Annotated in this window: 15 protein-coding genes; all 15 read right to left on the bottom strand. The window is 52.2% G+C overall.

The window, feature by feature from the left end; translation table 11 throughout:
- Positions 1-533: 533 nt before the first annotated feature.
- A complete protein-coding gene (locus tag ABF287_RS05280; RefSeq protein ID WP_347183968.1) occupies positions 534-1367 on the bottom strand; it encodes a MoaF C-terminal domain-containing protein in 834 nt (277 codons plus the stop codon).
- Positions 1368-2303, bottom strand: coding sequence for an SDR family NAD(P)-dependent oxidoreductase (locus ABF287_RS05285; RefSeq protein ID WP_347183969.1), 936 nt, complete (start codon positions 2301-2303; stop codon positions 1368-1370).
- 40 nt (positions 2304-2343) lie between these two features.
- Complete coding sequence (locus ABF287_RS05290) at positions 2344-3114, bottom strand: ABC transporter permease (protein ID WP_347183970.1); 771 nt, start codon at positions 3112-3114, stop codon at positions 2344-2346.
- Positions 3111-3710: an ABC transporter permease subunit gene (locus ABF287_RS05295; RefSeq protein WP_347183971.1), complete on the bottom strand. Its 600-nt coding sequence runs from the start codon at positions 3708-3710 to the stop codon at positions 3111-3113. Before ABF287_RS05295 ends, ABF287_RS05290 begins: the two co-directional genes overlap by 4 nt.
- Positions 3700-4470 (bottom strand): ABC transporter ATP-binding protein, encoded by a 771-nt coding sequence (locus ABF287_RS05300; protein WP_347183972.1) that lies wholly within the window; start codon positions 4468-4470, stop codon positions 3700-3702. Before ABF287_RS05300 ends, ABF287_RS05295 begins: the two co-directional genes overlap by 11 nt.
- Positions 4471-4614: 144 nt before the next feature.
- Entirely contained in the window at positions 4615-5007 is a 393-nt protein-coding gene (locus ABF287_RS05305) for an ABC transporter substrate-binding protein (RefSeq protein WP_347183999.1), read from the bottom strand.
- Positions 5008-5013: 6 nt separating this feature from the next.
- Positions 5014-5478: an ABC transporter substrate-binding protein gene (locus tag ABF287_RS05310; protein WP_347183973.1), complete on the bottom strand. Its 465-nt coding sequence runs from the start codon at positions 5476-5478 to the stop codon at positions 5014-5016.
- 81 nt (positions 5479-5559) lie between these two features.
- Positions 5560-5856: a LuxR C-terminal-related transcriptional regulator gene (locus ABF287_RS05315; RefSeq protein WP_347183974.1), complete on the bottom strand. Its 297-nt coding sequence runs from the start codon at positions 5854-5856 to the stop codon at positions 5560-5562.
- A 2-nt stretch (positions 5857-5858) separates the two neighbouring features.
- On the bottom strand, positions 5859-6293 hold the full coding sequence (locus ABF287_RS05320; protein ID WP_347183975.1) for a hypothetical protein: 435 nt from the start codon (positions 6291-6293) through the stop codon (positions 5859-5861).
- Between the two features lie 219 nt (positions 6294-6512).
- The gene (locus ABF287_RS05325; protein WP_347183976.1) at positions 6513-7583 is read right to left on the bottom strand and encodes a PQQ-dependent sugar dehydrogenase; all 1071 of its coding nucleotides are present in this window, start codon (positions 7581-7583) and stop codon (positions 6513-6515) included.
- Between the two features lie 165 nt (positions 7584-7748).
- Positions 7749-8267 carry a hypothetical protein gene (locus tag ABF287_RS05330; protein ID WP_347183977.1) on the bottom strand — a complete coding sequence of 173 codons (519 nt, stop codon included), beginning with the start codon at positions 8265-8267 and terminating at the stop codon, positions 7749-7751.
- 493 nt (positions 8268-8760) lie between these two features.
- Positions 8761-10605 (bottom strand): TniQ family protein, encoded by a 1845-nt coding sequence (locus ABF287_RS05335; protein ID WP_347183978.1) that lies wholly within the window; start codon positions 10603-10605, stop codon positions 8761-8763.
- Complete coding sequence (locus ABF287_RS05340) at positions 10602-11585, bottom strand: TniB family NTP-binding protein (RefSeq protein ID WP_347183979.1); 984 nt, start codon at positions 11583-11585, stop codon at positions 10602-10604. Before ABF287_RS05340 ends, ABF287_RS05335 begins: the two co-directional genes overlap by 4 nt.
- A 2-nt stretch (positions 11586-11587) precedes the next feature.
- Positions 11588-13744 carry a DDE-type integrase/transposase/recombinase gene (locus ABF287_RS05345; protein WP_347183980.1) on the bottom strand — a complete coding sequence of 719 codons (2157 nt, stop codon included), beginning with the start codon at positions 13742-13744 and terminating at the stop codon, positions 11588-11590.
- Positions 13741-14421: a hypothetical protein gene (locus tag ABF287_RS05350; protein ID WP_347183981.1), complete on the bottom strand. Its 681-nt coding sequence runs from the start codon at positions 14419-14421 to the stop codon at positions 13741-13743. The genes ABF287_RS05345 and ABF287_RS05350 overlap by 4 nt, the downstream gene beginning before the upstream one ends.
- Between the last annotated feature and the right edge of the window lie 647 nt (positions 14422-15068).

Below are 15068 nucleotides of genomic sequence, written 5' to 3' on the forward strand. Positions count from 1 at the left end.
GCATCGTAATTACCTAACACGTGTACCCTACTCTACTCACAAAGCTACTCCACTCACAAACCTCAGGCCTTTAGGCAGCTCATTTGGCTACCCCAAGTTTAGATGTCACACAGTGCAACTGTCGAACGCGGCTTCAATTTGGCCGTATTCAAACAACATTTGCACGAAATTTTTTCAAACCATCATAAGCGAATGCGTCGATCTGTTAAGTAACAATTAACTTACCTAGATCACAGCTCAGCGTAAAGCGCGTTGTCTTGCAGCGACTTCGCCCGAACGACCACGACAAATGGGGCGTGGTCGACACAATTCGGCGCGACAACGCCACATTCCCTGTGGCAAATAAAAGCTCCGCAAGCAGTTAATAAGTAGCAATAAAAATGGCCGCCGAAGGGGATCCCCTCGGCGGCCATTGCGTCTGTGCAAAGCTTCTGCCCGATGTTGCAGCCGTTTCGACATCATCGATTTTACGTCAACGTCCTAATTTCAGAAAACATCTCAGACCCAAACCGCTCATCGGTCCCGTGCGCGTCCTATTGAGTTTCGACGCCTTCTGGGTAGCCTGGTTCGTTGATCTTTTCGAACCAAGCCCCTGTTGGGATGTATTTAGGTTCGGTCAGATCCCCCGGTGCGCCCCAAGCCATGCCTGTCGCGCGTTTGGCGCCCATATCGTAGACAAACACCGCCGCCAAATCGATCAAGATCTCACGCCAAGTGACCACATAAACACCGTCGCGCACTTTGAAATAACTGGCTTCATCTGTTCCACAATCCCCTGCGCGCATGCCTTTAAGGCACTGATATGAATACCATTTTGAATTGAGGTAGATGTGTTCATAAACGGTATCTTCGCTGTAGTGATACAAAGCGCGCAGGCCAAGCAGATCGCGAGTGGCTTCAATTGGCGCACCGCTGGCCGTCTCGCCCTGAACCACTGCGTTGGTGAAGGTCTGAGTCAGACGAGTTTTGCGCGCGAACGGCGCTTGCAGATCGGAAAATTTCGAGGCGACAAAAAATGCACGGCGCGTGGATTGATCGAAAATCACCTGCATGGTTTCCAAGGTCGCCGCTGGCAATTTCAACGTGATCAACAGCACCTCAGGGGCAACCTCGACCACATCGGTCTCACAAGTGCCCGAAGCCGCATGCGTGATCCCCGGCAAAGCCGTCCACGCAACGCCTTCTGTTGTGAATTCAAGATCAACTATTTTGCCCGCTTCGGTTTCAAAATTCAGCGACTGCCCAACCAATTCATCAGTCGAAGCCTGCCGATTGACTGAGAGCCCACTGGCCACAAATCCCGAAGGCGGCCCACCTGCCCCTGTGGCCTCTTGCGCTGTGGGTCTGGGAAAGGTTTCAGCGACCAATTACTCTGACAATTCCCAAACCTCTTCAGCGTGTTTTTCGTCCCGCACCCACGGGATCACACCGTTGGGCAACCGCGTGTCAGGGTTAACCTCAGAGACACCGCAATCTTCCAAGAACGCGCCACCAAGCGCATCCGTGTCAGGATGCACCAACCCCCAAACAAGCGTTGCAGCACCTTGCTTGGCCGTTTTGCGCGGCAGATTAGACACCGTGGGTTGGCGTGCACGCAAAGGCCCAAACAGTTCTGGATCCAAATGATGGTGCAGGTTTGTGTCCAAGATCACACCCGGGGCCACAGCATAGGCATGCACACCATGTTCTGCATAGCGACGATCAAATCCAAGCGCGAACAAGGCGTTGGCGGATTTTGACTGCCCATAAGAATCCCAACGATCATAAGGACGCTTGACGAAGTTCGGATCAATCATATCCACACCGGCCAAACGATGCGCGCCAGAGCTGACCAAAACCACGCGCGATCCTTTGCGCGCCAAGAGCAGCGGCGCCAGACGGTTGACCAGCACAAAATGGCCCAAGTGATTGGTACCGAGTTGCATTTCAAATCCGTCCACCGTGCGCCCAAAATCGGTGGCCATGATACCTGCGTTGGCAAGGATGCCATCAATGCCATCGTATTCTTGAACCAGCGCGTCACAAAAGTCGCGCACGCTGGCCAGCGAGGTCAAATCAACACTGCGCACGGCCAATTTGGCTTCAGGAAACAAGTCGCGGATCTCTTGTGCAGCAGCCTCGCCGCGCGTAACAGATCGCACGGCAAAAATCACTTCGGCCCCGCGCGATGCCAACGCACGAGCGCATTCTTTGCCAAGACCAGACGATGCCCCAGTGATGACGTAGCGCTTGGTTGAAAGATCAAGATCGCGAACGATTTCGTCCACACTTGTAGAAGCACCGAAAATCGATGTGTTCAGCATAGTAAGTTCCTTGTTCAGATTTGAGAGTGTGGAGGCTCGGTCAGGATCGCTTCCAAGGAAGCAGCCAATGACGCAGCCACGTCAGTAATAGATTGTTCAAAAGTCCAACGACCCCAAGCAACACGACGCCTGCGAACAAATCGACGCTGCGATAGGATCGCGCCGCGAGAATGATCGTGGTGCCCAAGCCGTCTTGCGCCGTCACAATTTCGCCAATCACTGTGATGATCAGACAGGCTGTCAGTGACAGGCGCATCCCGTCCAAGACGTCTGGCATCGCCGAGGGCAGGCCAAATTTCCAAGCAAATGACAAACGGCCAAAGCCAAGAATATTGGAGACTTCCAACAGGCGAGGCTCGATTGTGGCAAAGCCTTGCACCGTCGCCAAAAGCACCGGCCAAATCGCGCCAAAAGCGATGATCGCCAGCAGCATATTGGGGTCGAGACCGTAAAGTGCGATGCCGTTGGGCAAAAGCGTGGAAGCTGGCAGGGGACGCAGCAATTCCAGCGTTGGCGTGATCCATGCGCGTGCCGAGGGCGACATGCCCACAAGCGCGCCGATGAGCACCCCAAAGAAAGACGCGATGACCCAGCCATACAACATGCGTTTCAACGTGGCCGCTGTGAGCTCAAGCAAATTTCCCTGTGTGAGTTGATGCCACAGCGTGACAAACACATCGTCGGGGCGCGGCAAGAAAATCTGTTTGACCATTCCAAGATGGGTGATCAGCGCCCAAAGACCAAAGATGGCACAGGCAAAAGCGATCGCACCAAACTGCCACAAAAGGGCGTCTACGAGTCGACGATTCATTGTGTCACCTCCAAACCCATAGCGCCAAACATGCGGCGTTGGATCATCAAAAGTCCGGTGTTGATCAGCCATCCAAGTGCTGCGAGCCAAGAGATGTAGGCGTACATAAAGGAGGGGCGCATTTCCATTTGCGAGATCATCATCGCGTGCCCCAATCCAAAGGGATTCACCGCAATTTCAGTGGTCACAGCGACAATAAACGCGATGCCGATGGTCAGGCGCAGCGCTGTCACGATCCGCGCGGCAGCTGCGGGCAAAACAATAGACATCACCTTTTTGCGCGGCGACAACTCAAGGATACGCGACACTTCAATCAAGCGCGGCTCGACCGAAGACACTACAGCTTGGGTCAACAAAAGCATGGGCCAAAAGCAGGTGAAGGCGATGATCGCCGCTTCCATTTTGATGCCGAACCCATAGATCAACAGCGCGATCGGAATAACGGCTACGGGCGGGATGGGGCGAAACAATTCGATGGCAATGCTGGTGATCCGCGATGCGGCTGGCGACAGGCCCAAACCAATGCCCCCAAGCACACCTAAGCCGCCACCAACGGCCAACCCAAGACCGATGGCCAAAAACGGGTCATGATCCATGGCCTTCCAAGTGATCAAACAACACATGGCGATATTTCAAAAATTCAGGGTCTTCGCGCGTGGTCAATTGATTGCGCGGACGTGGCAAATCAATCGGCAGCGTCTCGGCCACACGCCCCGGATTGGCCTCTAGATGGATAACAGTGTCGCCCAAATAGATCGCCTCATCGATGTCATGGGTGACGAACATCACGGTCATGCCGGTGTCATCCACGATCTGCAACACCTCGTCTTGCAAGGATTGCCGCGTCATCGCGTCCAGCGCCCCAAAGGGTTCGTCCATCAGCAAAATACGGGGCTCTTGCGCCAAACAACGCGCGATTTGCACCCGCTGCTGCATGCCGCCCGACAGCTCCGTCGGGTATTTATCCCCATGGCCTTTCAGACCAACAGTTTCGAGCAAATGATCAATCCGGTCTTTGCGTTCATCGCGCGGGACATGTGCGGCTTCTAGTGCCAAGGCGACATTCGCCCCCGCAGTGCGCCACGGCAGCAACGCCCGTCCATAGTCTTGGAACACCACAGCCACATCGCGCGATGGTCCAGTGACCGCCGTGCCAAATCGGCGGATTTCACCCGCGTTGGGCGTTATCAATCCCACAAGCATCCGCAGCAAAGTCGTCTTGCCGGACCCTGAGGCACCAACGATGCAGGTGAATTCCCCTGACGCGACGCTGAACGACATGGAGTCGATGATTTTGCGATTTCCGAACGACAGTGAAATTCTGTCAAAATCTATGGCGGGCGATGAGGATGTCATGACGTTCGCTTCTATTTGGTCTGGCTGGAAAAAGGGGCGAAAGACACACATCGTGCGCCTTTCGCCTAATCTTTGACGATCAGTTCGCTGTCAAAAACAGCTCTTCTGTCGGTTTGAAATTGCGCAGCATGTCCTGCTTTTCCATCATATCCACCCAAAGTTTGATCTGGTCTGGCCCAACATTTGTGTCGAGTTTGCTGATGGTGAGCTTGGACAGAATTCCTCGGGCATGTTGACGAAATGGCTGAACACTTCCAGCGCACCCTTCATGTCGGCCTCTTCAAAGACCAAAGCCTTGTCCAAAGACGTCTTGAACGCCGCTACAGTTTCTGGGTTCTCTTCAGCCCATTCGCGTGTCGCGATGTAGACGAACGGCGGCAAACGATCCGGCAGGTCTGCAGCAATGTAGAAGGTTTTGTCGCCCACTTCTGGCGCTTGCGCGGCCGTCATGAAGGGCTGCGTGGTGACAACGGCATCGACAGTGCCTGCGCGCAAAAGATCGGGCAAACGTGGGAAGCCACCCTCAACAAAGGTGATGTCATGCTAGTCGACACCATTCACACGAAACCATTCGCGCGACATGATGTGAAAGAAGTCGCCAATCGCAGGAACGCCGACTTTCTTGCCAACGAAATCCGCTGGCGAATTGATGCCAGAACCAACGCCAGAGACGATGCCAAAGTGCGTGTCCTCAACCGATGCCACAGCTCCGCCTGCCACAACAACCAGATCAAGTCCGCTGTCTGTGGCTTGGATCAAACCTGGCGAGCCAACGGCACCAATGTGTAAAGACCCTGACTGAAGCGCGGCCGCTGTGCCGCCTTGGGTCAATTGGATCTTGGCGCTGATGCCATTTTCCTCGAAGTAGCCTTTTTCAATCGCGATCATCGGCAATGAGAATTCAGGCACAGGTGGCACCCCGATTGTGATTTTTGTTTGTGCGATGGCGGCGGCGCCAAAGGTCACACTTAAAGCGACCCCAGCAAGCGTTGTTTTCCAAATGGACATAGTTTTCCTCCCTATATTCAAAAGGAAGCCTAGGCATGTCCTCAGCCACACACAATTCAACAAGATTGTTGAGTTGACAGTCTAGTGGGAATGTTTTGACGTCGGAACGTTGTGCATCGCTGTGGCCAATTCCGTTCGATTGCGCGTGCCTAACTTTTTGAATGCATTATTTAAATGTGTGCGCACGGTGGCAAAGGACACGCCCAACTGCCGCGCTATTTCTTTGTCAGACAATCCATCTGCCACCAAACCGGCAACCCGCATTTCTCTGGCTGTGAGGCCCAGCATTGTCGGTGCTGATAGGCTCAACTCTTTGGATTGCGCGCGTGTGGTGCGTTTATGCGCATTGGCCAATGCAGGCCCCAGCAATTCCAGCATGGTCACATCACTTTGCGAAAAATCACAGGATCCGCCAGAGCGCCAAATGCGCAGGTCTGCCAGATAAGTCGCCCCATCAAAACTGTCAGATTGATCCCAAACTTGTGCCCTTCAGGGCGCAAAAGCTCGGTGTATATTTCAGAGTTCTGCAAATCATCATGCGAGATCACATCAGAAACAAGTCTCGCGCCTGGGCGCCCTAAAACATATTGCATGCGCTCCGAGTTGCGGTACTGAAAATGGCTCAGGTAGCGATCGACATGGTTGGCGCTCATGTTGATTGAAATGCCATCCTTAAATTCTTTGGACACAGGGCTCCATTCGTAAGAGGCACACATATCGCCCCCCACAAGATCCAGCATCGCCCGCCCCGCTTTTTGGCGCAATTCGGCAGAACTGGTGTGCGTGTCCGAAATGACCTCGATCACTTTTGACAAGTCGTTACGTGTCTGTTCCTAGATAAACAACTTCGCCCCCCACGTTGCCAGTTGTGCCTGCCCTATTCGGTCATGCACCAAAGCAAGCGTTTTCTCGCTTTGCATTTCAAGCGATTCAGCTTTTGCGATCAAATCAACATTTTTCACACGCATCCAAAGGCGTTCAACGTCGCTTTGGGCCTACCTGCATTTCCAACAGGTAGACATTTCAAACGTCATCTACTGGCCACGCGACAGGTGCAAAAGGCGGGCTTCGTCGCCGTCTTCCAGCACATAGATTTGCCCTTGTGCATCGGTCGCCAGATCACGAATGCGCCGTCCCATATTCCAACGCTCAATTTCACGCGCTGAGGTCTCTCCAATTTCGACACGGATCAACGCTTCTGATGCAAGGCCCCCCAGCATCAAAGACCCCTGCCATTCGGGAAAGGCCGCACCATCGTAATAAATCATACCCGCGGGCGCGATGATCGGCGTCCACTCCGCCAGCGGGGCTGTGAACTGAGGCTGGGTGTCATGGTCTGGAATGTTGAGCCCGCTATACTTGCGCCCTTCAGAGACCAGCGGCCAGCCATAATTTTCGCCTGCTGCAATCAGGTTTAACTCATCGCCACCGCGCGGCCCCATTTCGTGTGACCACAGCTTGCCAGTGCTGTCGAATGTTAGACCATAGGGATTTCTGTGGCCAAGGGTCCAGACCTCTGGCGCGCTTGGGAACGGATTGCCTGTGGCGGGTGTTCCGTCAGGTTTGAGACGCAATATCTTGCCGCGACTGTCGTCTAAGACTTGCGCAGGGGACCCCAATTGGCGATCTCCGCTTGTCAAATAGAGATGTCTATCGGGGCCAAAGGCGATCATTGCGCCCGGATGCCCCCTGCCGCCAGCAGAGTTAGCACGCCAAATCACGCGAAAATCGACCAGCTGCATGGCGTTCAGATCCAAACGCCCCTGCCCAAGATGCAACGCACCCCCATCTGTGCCATCAACCCAAGTCAAGTACACATCACCCGAGGCCTTGAAATCCGGAGCTAAGGCCACATCGTGCAATCCCACTTGCCCGTAATCTGTCACACGTGGCGCGCCCGCAATGGTGTGCACCTCGCCCGCGTCAGAAATATGCACCAAACGCCCAGCTTTTTCGGTGACCAAAAATCCACCTTGCGGCAATACAGCCATGGCCCAAGGTCGATCCAGCGTCGCAATCGGTTTTGACACAAGTCGGGTCTGGGCAGTGGCGATAGAGTAGGTGCAAAGAAGGGCGGCGATCGCCGAAATGACTGTCTTGATCATGGCTTGCTCCGGTTTTGTTAATAGAAACATAGATTTTGTTCCTACCAAAGAGGTCATTTCGCCAGTGCGGAGCTGCTGCTTGATATGGCGCCCGTTTCGTTCGGCAGTGGCCTTACAAACGACAAGCATGCGCTCACCCTCGCCGAACGAAACTTACTTTTAATGCTAGATACAGAAGATCAAGCACTCAAGTGCAATGCCCAACACGTTGACCCCGCCTTCGTCTTCCTGCGAGGCGGCTGGTTGCGTAACAGCGGGCGCGGTTGCGGCGCTGGTGGCTGCTGGTTCGACCGTCGTTATGGATCCCGCTTGGCCAAAGTCTTCCCGAATCTCTTGTTCGTTTACAACGCGGAAAGACAGTACCTCTCGAACGATGTCGTTGCGGTCTACTTTAACTTGGACATAGCCATAATTGTTTCGCTCTCCATCGGTCCATTGCCAGTAGTCACCACCATTGCGATATGGCCCATCGACCAGAATCCCGCCACCAGTCGGATTACCCCAGCGTACACGCACTTGATCAAGCGTGGTTTGTCCAATCACCGTGGATTGCACGAACTGCTGACGTTGAGCAGGGTCGGCCGCAAATGGCGCGCCTAAGGAAATGGGGGTACATTGAATTGCAAAAATCAAACTCAAAAAAGCTACGAAGCGTATAAGTAATTTCATAATAGGGTCTTTCATTTAATGTGCGCCCTTTCAAGTTGCTGGCAAGGTCGAGTTATGTCAACCACAGCGAAACGAAGCCCGCGCTTCTGATTGATCGCGGCGCAAAATTTAGACAGAGTATCTATTTTCGGCCTGAAGCCTGTACAGCGAAACTTTGGTGCGCCAACAACAGGCTTTAATACCATCAGGTCATGCTTGTTTTTTGTCAGCATATCGCAAGCACAAGCAGTGGCTGCTTCCCTGATCTTGGAACCGACGATCAGCCAAGCTCGTACTAAAAACCCGTCTTTATCATAAAGACGGGTTTTCAATGTCGAACTGTGAGAGCCAGCATCATTTTGCAACTCGGATAAAACGACGTCAATAAAACAAGGCCGTTGGGAATTAGCTTTGACCAACTTTGACCGCTAACTTGCAATTTTGACCAGTAATATTTTGCAACTACCTATGTGATCGGCACAAAAAAACCGCGCAAGAGCGCGGCTTCTTCAATCATAGACACAAAAGGTCACCTTATAATTTTGAGGGCTTCCTCTCTTTCAAACAAGTGCACCTTAAGGATTTTTGGATCTCGAACAGGTCGGACCGAAATCTCATAGAGTTCTCTTTGAACCTGTGTGTGGTGCTTCCCCGTAAGCTTCATCAGTTCACCAAGAGTTACATACCTGCTTTTGAATCTCGCGATTTCACTCCATTCAATACGTTGTTTGGCGGGACCGGGCCGACCATCCGAAAAAGAGCGGATCAGTGGCAAGCCCCCTACACCTTTGACCAAAATGTTTAGCGCGGTGGGTGTCACACCAAGAATCGGCGCAGCATCGGTTTTTGTAGGAGGCAAATCTTCGCTTTCGATTGGTAACCGCGCTTCAACTTCCTGCGGATCGACCAAAACGGACAGATACCCTGAGGTGCCCTTAATCCTCTCGACGTTCTTAAGTTTCCCGTCCAGCAACAGTCGGACGATGTCTGCCGAAAGTCTTCGTGCAGCTTCTTCCGCCTTAGGAATTGAAAGGGCGCCAATCGAAGCGACGTCAACCAAACGCGCTTGCGTTGCGATCGCCTCTACGAAATCGTCGACAACCCTCTTATCCACACAATGCAATACTTTAGAGCGGGCGCTACCCGAAGGCGAAATCGATGTAAGGAACCCCTCGTCCATCAGCATCTTCACCTGTCCTCTGGTCGCATTCATTGCCTTTGGCAGTGCATTAACAGGAATTCCTCGAAGCATTGCTTTAGCGAGTGCTTCCCCCTTGGCTGCATCACATACTTCCAAACCCGTGATCTGTTCCGGATTGTTCGCGACTGACAACCCAGAAGCGATGAGGGCACGATGCATGGTCTTCGGATGCAGATTATACTGATCTGCAAGCGACTTTGCGCTGTGCCGTTTCCTGATTTCAACGACATCACCCAACAGTTTTGTTCCTGGACTAACTGCCATTTCTTCTATGATGAAACTACGCAAAAGCCCGCGGATCGGGCCTGGGTCATTCTTTGATTTATTGAATTGGAGCCATTGAAAAAGTCTACCAAACACAGCCTGAGGACCGTTGCGTGCGCTTCGGTCTGGAAAGTCAGCTAAAATCTGGCGAAAGAACTGATTGATCTCCTTCTCACCTTGGCTGGCAATCTCAAAACCGATATGCCCTGCTCGATCCCAGTCATCATCTGAAAGATCAGGTAGATTTGGTTTCGCGCCCCATCCAGCAAGAACCCCAAGCATTTCACAAGCTTTGGCTCCTTGCTCTAAGCTCTGGGAGTTCAGCCACTTCGCATCGTAGGGCTCGTCGCGCAAACGTCCCAGCACATATTTTTGAAGGGGCGACGGAGCACGCTGGACAGAATCTCGAACCATGCACCCCAAATCTCCTCGACGAGGTGCCAGAATATTGAGATCTCGTATTTGATCAGACCACCTGGCCTTTGGCAGAAAAGAAAGAGCAGTTCCGTGGCGGTCGCAGGTTCTTACCGGCCGCAACAGCCACGCCCAACGCCCAACACGCAGCCCTCCTGGAGACCCATCATTTTCGGCAACACATTGGGAGCAGAATGCGACCCTGGAACCGACCATGAAACTCGGCGAGAAAGTTTCGTCTCGAAGGCGATATATGCGATTTGCCAGTTGCTCCGGCTGGCGACGGGTCAGAACATGCAGTTCGATACCGGTTGCAAGCGCCAAAGACTTAAGAGCTTCAGTCTTTCCTGCAAGAAGAGGTGACAACGGTATACCCAGATCATTGATGAATTTCATCAAAGGCTCGCCTGTATGGAACAAAGCCAAGCGACAAGCCCATGAAACTGCACTTTCGCCAGCCTCGATCGGGAGGAATGGGGTAAGAACATGGGTCATTTCGAGTGTGCTCCACTACGAGATCGAGCACCGTTGGATTGAAGAGCATTCTCTGGCTCTACAAACCGGTTTGTCCAAAAAACGTTCGCCTCAAGGCTACACCCTTCCTGTATACTCCAAAAGTCGACGAAGTCCCTCTTCGTAAGCGATGCGTGGCCATTCCGTAGTGCCATTTCTATCGCTCCAATTGAAATTTCGATCGCCAAGCCAAATTGATCATGTGCCGCAAATATGAGAGATTGAATGAGATCATTATCGATTTCAGCAGTTAGGCCAACACGTTCACAGTAAGTGGAAAGCAGATTGAACAAACTCTCACCGTCATTCGTGAGACTAATGGGTGGGAGAATGATTTTGTTAAACCGTCTACCGACTTGGCGGTCCACCGCGAGAAGATCAGCGACCGGTTTTGTTCCGGAAAGGATGACGACGACAGCGTGTTCTCCTTGCATCAAGGATTTGAGCGTTTTAAGCAAATCATCCTGTTCTCGAGCGGAACAAGAAGCATAGAGGTCGTGTGCCTCGTCGATCCAGAGAACCTGCACGCCAAGCAATTGCAACCGATGTTTAACGATATCCCAAATGGCCCAACGCTCGCGCCTATCTGATGTCTTAGTGTAACCAAGCGCCTTAAGCAGCTCTAATCCCACACTCTTGATTGTCGCAGGATTTGGGACAGTGACGTGGACGCAACCTCCCTGTTTAATACCAGCCGCAAGGTCAAAAGCCGTGTGTTTTTCCAGAAATTCACTGATCAGTTCTGTTTTTCCACTGCCAGGTTCACCGACGACAGCTATGCCGTGTGTCTCGAGCCCATTCGAAAAAAGTCTTGGAGTCGTCATCGGACTTTCACCAAGAAACAATCGCTGAAAAACCAACTGAAGCTGTTCCTCTCGCTCCGTTTCCACATGATTGTTCGAGAGCTTTTCAATAGCTTTTTCGATTTCCGCTGGCGACTTTGCTTTTGCAGATTTGGCCATCTTCATATCTTCCAATTGCTTTTCGTGCTGCTCACGTTTTCGGGGGCTGAAACTGGATCGGGGACGGCTTGGGCAGACTGAACTTGAGCGCTTGGCACTTCCACGAGAGTGCCGTAGCCAGAAGTTTTGTCAGTTGGGGATTGTTCATGGCCCGCTTTGAATCCGATCAATGAGACAGTCTCAAATTTCTTGACCATCTCATCATCCCAACGTTCCGAAAGAATGCCCGCTCGCTCTCCTGCTGCGGCATTCAGCCGATCAATTTCCTCAAGAGCGTTCGAAATCGTGATGCTTGATGCCTTCCGGGTATTTGGGTTTCCCTTCCGAATAATATTTCGCGCTGAGATCCAATCACGCGCAGACCGCCCCTTGAATTCTGGCAAGGTGGACTGAATTGCATGCCACTCATCGTTGATCTTAACTTCAATCTCCCCAATGTTTTCAGGTAGCCAACGCAATTCGAGATCGCGTTCGCGACTTTGTCGGAGGTGCTGCATCAAGAACTCGTTGTTATATCGCACCCCCATGATTTGGAGGCCGACATTGGAGATTTTTCGAGACATTGGAACGCCGAAAGCTATGCGCTGACTGCGCCGGTCTGGACTTGGTCGCACGCCGTAAGTGTTCTCAAGGCGGCTCCAACATTCCAACGGGGTTTCACCTCCAAGCCCCTGGTGCGGGGTGTTGTGGTAGACATCGACCACCCACCGAACAAGTAGATCAGCGAAGTCCTGAACAGTGAGCACCGTGCGTGCTTCGGAAGGGTAGTCACCCTTCTCAACCACATCCGAAAACGTTCGCCCCGAAAGACGAGCTACAAGATTTGTGGACATCGTCCCAAAAAGTCGTTCAATATTCCCTCGAAGCTGAGGGAACCCAGCGGGAGGTCGTTCCAAGTCGAGGCCAATGCTCTGCGCAGCGCCTAAGAACTTATGACTAATGAAGGCACTTCCGTTGTCGGTTGCCAGAACATCAGGAACCCCATGCATGTTCCATGGAGACATCGCACCAACGGCGTCAGCAACTTGCCCTTTGTCCTGAACCATCATCTGCATGCAGTCAACTGCGGCTTCTGCGTTCTCGGTCTTAGAGAGCGACAGTGAGACGAGACATCTGGTCTGGCAACAGATCGCAGCGAATAACTTCCAGCGCTTTTTTCCTCCATCAAGCTCCATTTCACGAGAAAGTTCTGGTGCCAGCTTTTCCATCAAACCTGACGATTTTGCCAATGTCATAAGATCCACCGTCCAACCGTCCATCTCAACCCGTTCAAGTGGCCTACCCAATTGCAGCCCGGCCCCGACCGGGAAAAACTTGGCCTGTGCCTTTGCCTTGCCTTCACGATTCAAAACCGTTTCGTATGGGGAAAATCTGTTGATACGACTGAGGATCGTGTTGCGGGATGGCACCGGGAGCATACATTGCCCACGCTTTTCTCGGCTGCTGTTTTCTACTGCAAACAACCGTTGGGTATCTTCAACGACACTGGCTTTTGTCGGTTGATCCAACTGAAGGTAAAGCGATGCACCTCGCATTAGTAAGGTTTCCGCTTCAGAACAAAATCGTGTTCCTTTTCGCCCTGACTTCCATCGGTTGCTTACGAGACCAACAATCCCTTCTGCACGGTATAAGCTAAACCACTTTCGAAGCGATGTGGGGCTAACCATTGCAAGACCATTTGCCCTGCCGCCGCCATAAACCTTTGGTCGATCACCATGCTCATCAGAAAAGTCGCGAAAAAACCTTTCCGCAAGCCCTTTGATCTGATCGAGTGCTTGGCCAATGGACTCATAGGTCAGCTTAACTGTGCCTTCGTAAAGAAGCTTTTGAAGTGCTTGGCAATACGACCAGCGAACACCAACTCTTTCTCGCTCCTTAGATGACAGCAGCGCCAGGTCAAAGTCTCGTCTATCTGGTTTGCACTTGGCGTGTTCCATCGAAAAAGCGTTTCGGTCGACACGAATGTTCCCAGCAAGACTATGCGCCTTTAGGTCTCGATGCGTGAATTGTTGCGTAAGTGCATTTTCACGCACAGAGACAAGGTCATAGCCAACAGAATTTCCGGCAATGACCTGGTAATCAATACCACCGATCGTCACACGATCAAACCTGCCAAGATAAATGCGCCCTACTGGTTCTGGATCCCGCAATACGTTCATCTTAGGCCACCATTCTTCACAAGCGTCTCCGGTGAAATAACCTCATGATGAAGGAGCTCCAAGCGACCGGTTGAAATCAACCGAACCATCGCCCGAAATCCGCGTGCGCCAAGCTCAAGACGTGCCGTCAGTTCAAATATAGGGGCAGCCCCGACAAGGCCCTTGATCAAGGCATTTGCCATTTCATCAGCGTGGACGTCCGCGTCACAAACGCTCCTGAATAGGCGGGCATTGCTCAAAGTAACCGGATCAACGCAATCCTCTGTCAAAACACGCGTTTCCTCAGCAAAGCCAGTCCGCGCAACTTGAGCGGCAATCTCTCGTGTTTCCCACAAAAACTTTTCACTGCGGGCTCGTTTGGCAGGTTTGACTATTAAAGCAGCTTTCTGCCCGCTGTGCATGGTGACCACGAAATCGAAATAGTGATTTCGCATTTTCCCTGCGTCAGACCACTCCATTTTGACTTGTTCCCTAATGCTTTTCACATTTGGGTCCGCGTCGAGGATAATCGCCCATTTGAATTCAAGGTTGGATTCAACCATTACAACTCGGCGGTTCTGCCCCCGACCAACAATTGTGTGACCTGATGCATGTCCGCGAGAAGACAATGGTGGAATACGTTCCGCCAATGAGGGAGCCGGTAGAGCAATACCGCCTGAGTTGGGGTTGATGTGCATGTCGTTACCTTAGGCAAAGCGATTTCTCCGCCGCACTCTGCATGCGTCGCACCAATCGCTGTTTTTTTGGGGGGGGAGCCGAAGACACTTGAGCCTATACTGCCATGATGGCACACAAGAGCTTCGAGACGAGTCGCCTTCGGCGGTTCAAATAAACGCGTGGGCTGTTCGAGCAGTCCGCGCGTTTGTCATTCAGGGATCATTGTTTTCATTTGCCTTTCGTTTTTCGAGCGGAGGTATGGATCGAACGAAAACCGCAGACAACGAAAAATTCAAAGTCGGGACGAAAGGTGGTTTGAATCCCCAAAACGAAGCCGGTTTATGGGGGTTTTCCCCCAATTGTGTCAAAAACATGGCCACTGGACGGTAAAGGAGAATTACCATATCGAGTGAGAATCACCGAGCGATCTTGCCCAAATCGATTCCCTGTCGATGTTAACGATACAACTAAATTTCAAAAAATGTTGGTTCCTGCGGCCAGTAAAAAACTTGAATTCCGCCTGCTTGCGATGTGATAGTTCCCGCTACCGAGTGGGCCCTACGACAAGGGGAGTCGTGTCAATTCAATAGACCGATTAGGCGATGATAAGGAGCTGACTGCACCACACGTTGAACGCGTTCTGGGTTCCTTCTTTGGCTGTTGTTCA

The sequence above is a fragment of the Pacificibacter sp. genome (assembly GCF_039769035.1).
GTDB lineage: Bacteria > Pseudomonadota > Alphaproteobacteria > Rhodobacterales > Rhodobacteraceae > Celeribacter.

Excerpts from the sequence above, each read along its gene's own strand:
- ABF287_RS05290 (WP_347183970.1), bottom strand. The coding sequence starts at position 3,114 with ATGAATCGTCGACTCGTAGACGCCCTTTTGTGGCAGTTTGGTGCGATC.
- ABF287_RS05345 (WP_347183980.1), bottom strand. The coding sequence starts at position 13,744 with ATGAACGTATTGCGGGATCCAGAACCAGTAGGGCGCATTTATCTTGGC.
- ABF287_RS05335 (WP_347183978.1), bottom strand. The coding sequence starts at position 10,605 with ATGACCCATGTTCTTACCCCATTCCTCCCGATCGAGGCTGGCGAAAGT.
- ABF287_RS05330 (WP_347183977.1), bottom strand. The coding sequence starts at position 8,267 with ATGAAAGACCCTATTATGAAATTACTTATACGCTTCGTAGCTTTTTTG.
- ABF287_RS05295 (WP_347183971.1), bottom strand. The coding sequence starts at position 3,710 with ATGGATCATGACCCGTTTTTGGCCATCGGTCTTGGGTTGGCCGTTGGT.
- ABF287_RS05310 (WP_347183973.1), bottom strand. The coding sequence starts at position 5,478 with ATGTCCATTTGGAAAACAACGCTTGCTGGGGTCGCTTTAAGTGTGACC.
- ABF287_RS05325 (WP_347183976.1), bottom strand. The coding sequence starts at position 7,583 with ATGATCAAGACAGTCATTTCGGCGATCGCCGCCCTTCTTTGCACCTAC.
- ABF287_RS05340 (WP_347183979.1), bottom strand. The coding sequence starts at position 11,585 with ATGGCCAAATCTGCAAAAGCAAAGTCGCCAGCGGAAATCGAAAAAGCT.
- ABF287_RS05300 (WP_347183972.1), bottom strand. The coding sequence starts at position 4,470 with ATGACATCCTCATCGCCCGCCATAGATTTTGACAGAATTTCACTGTCG.
- ABF287_RS05350 (WP_347183981.1), bottom strand. The coding sequence starts at position 14,421 with ATGCACATCAACCCCAACTCAGGCGGTATTGCTCTACCGGCTCCCTCA.
- ABF287_RS05285 (WP_347183969.1), bottom strand. The coding sequence starts at position 2,303 with ATGCTGAACACATCGATTTTCGGTGCTTCTACAAGTGTGGACGAAATC.
- ABF287_RS05315 (WP_347183974.1), bottom strand. The coding sequence starts at position 5,856 with ATGCTGGAATTGCTGGGGCCTGCATTGGCCAATGCGCATAAACGCACC.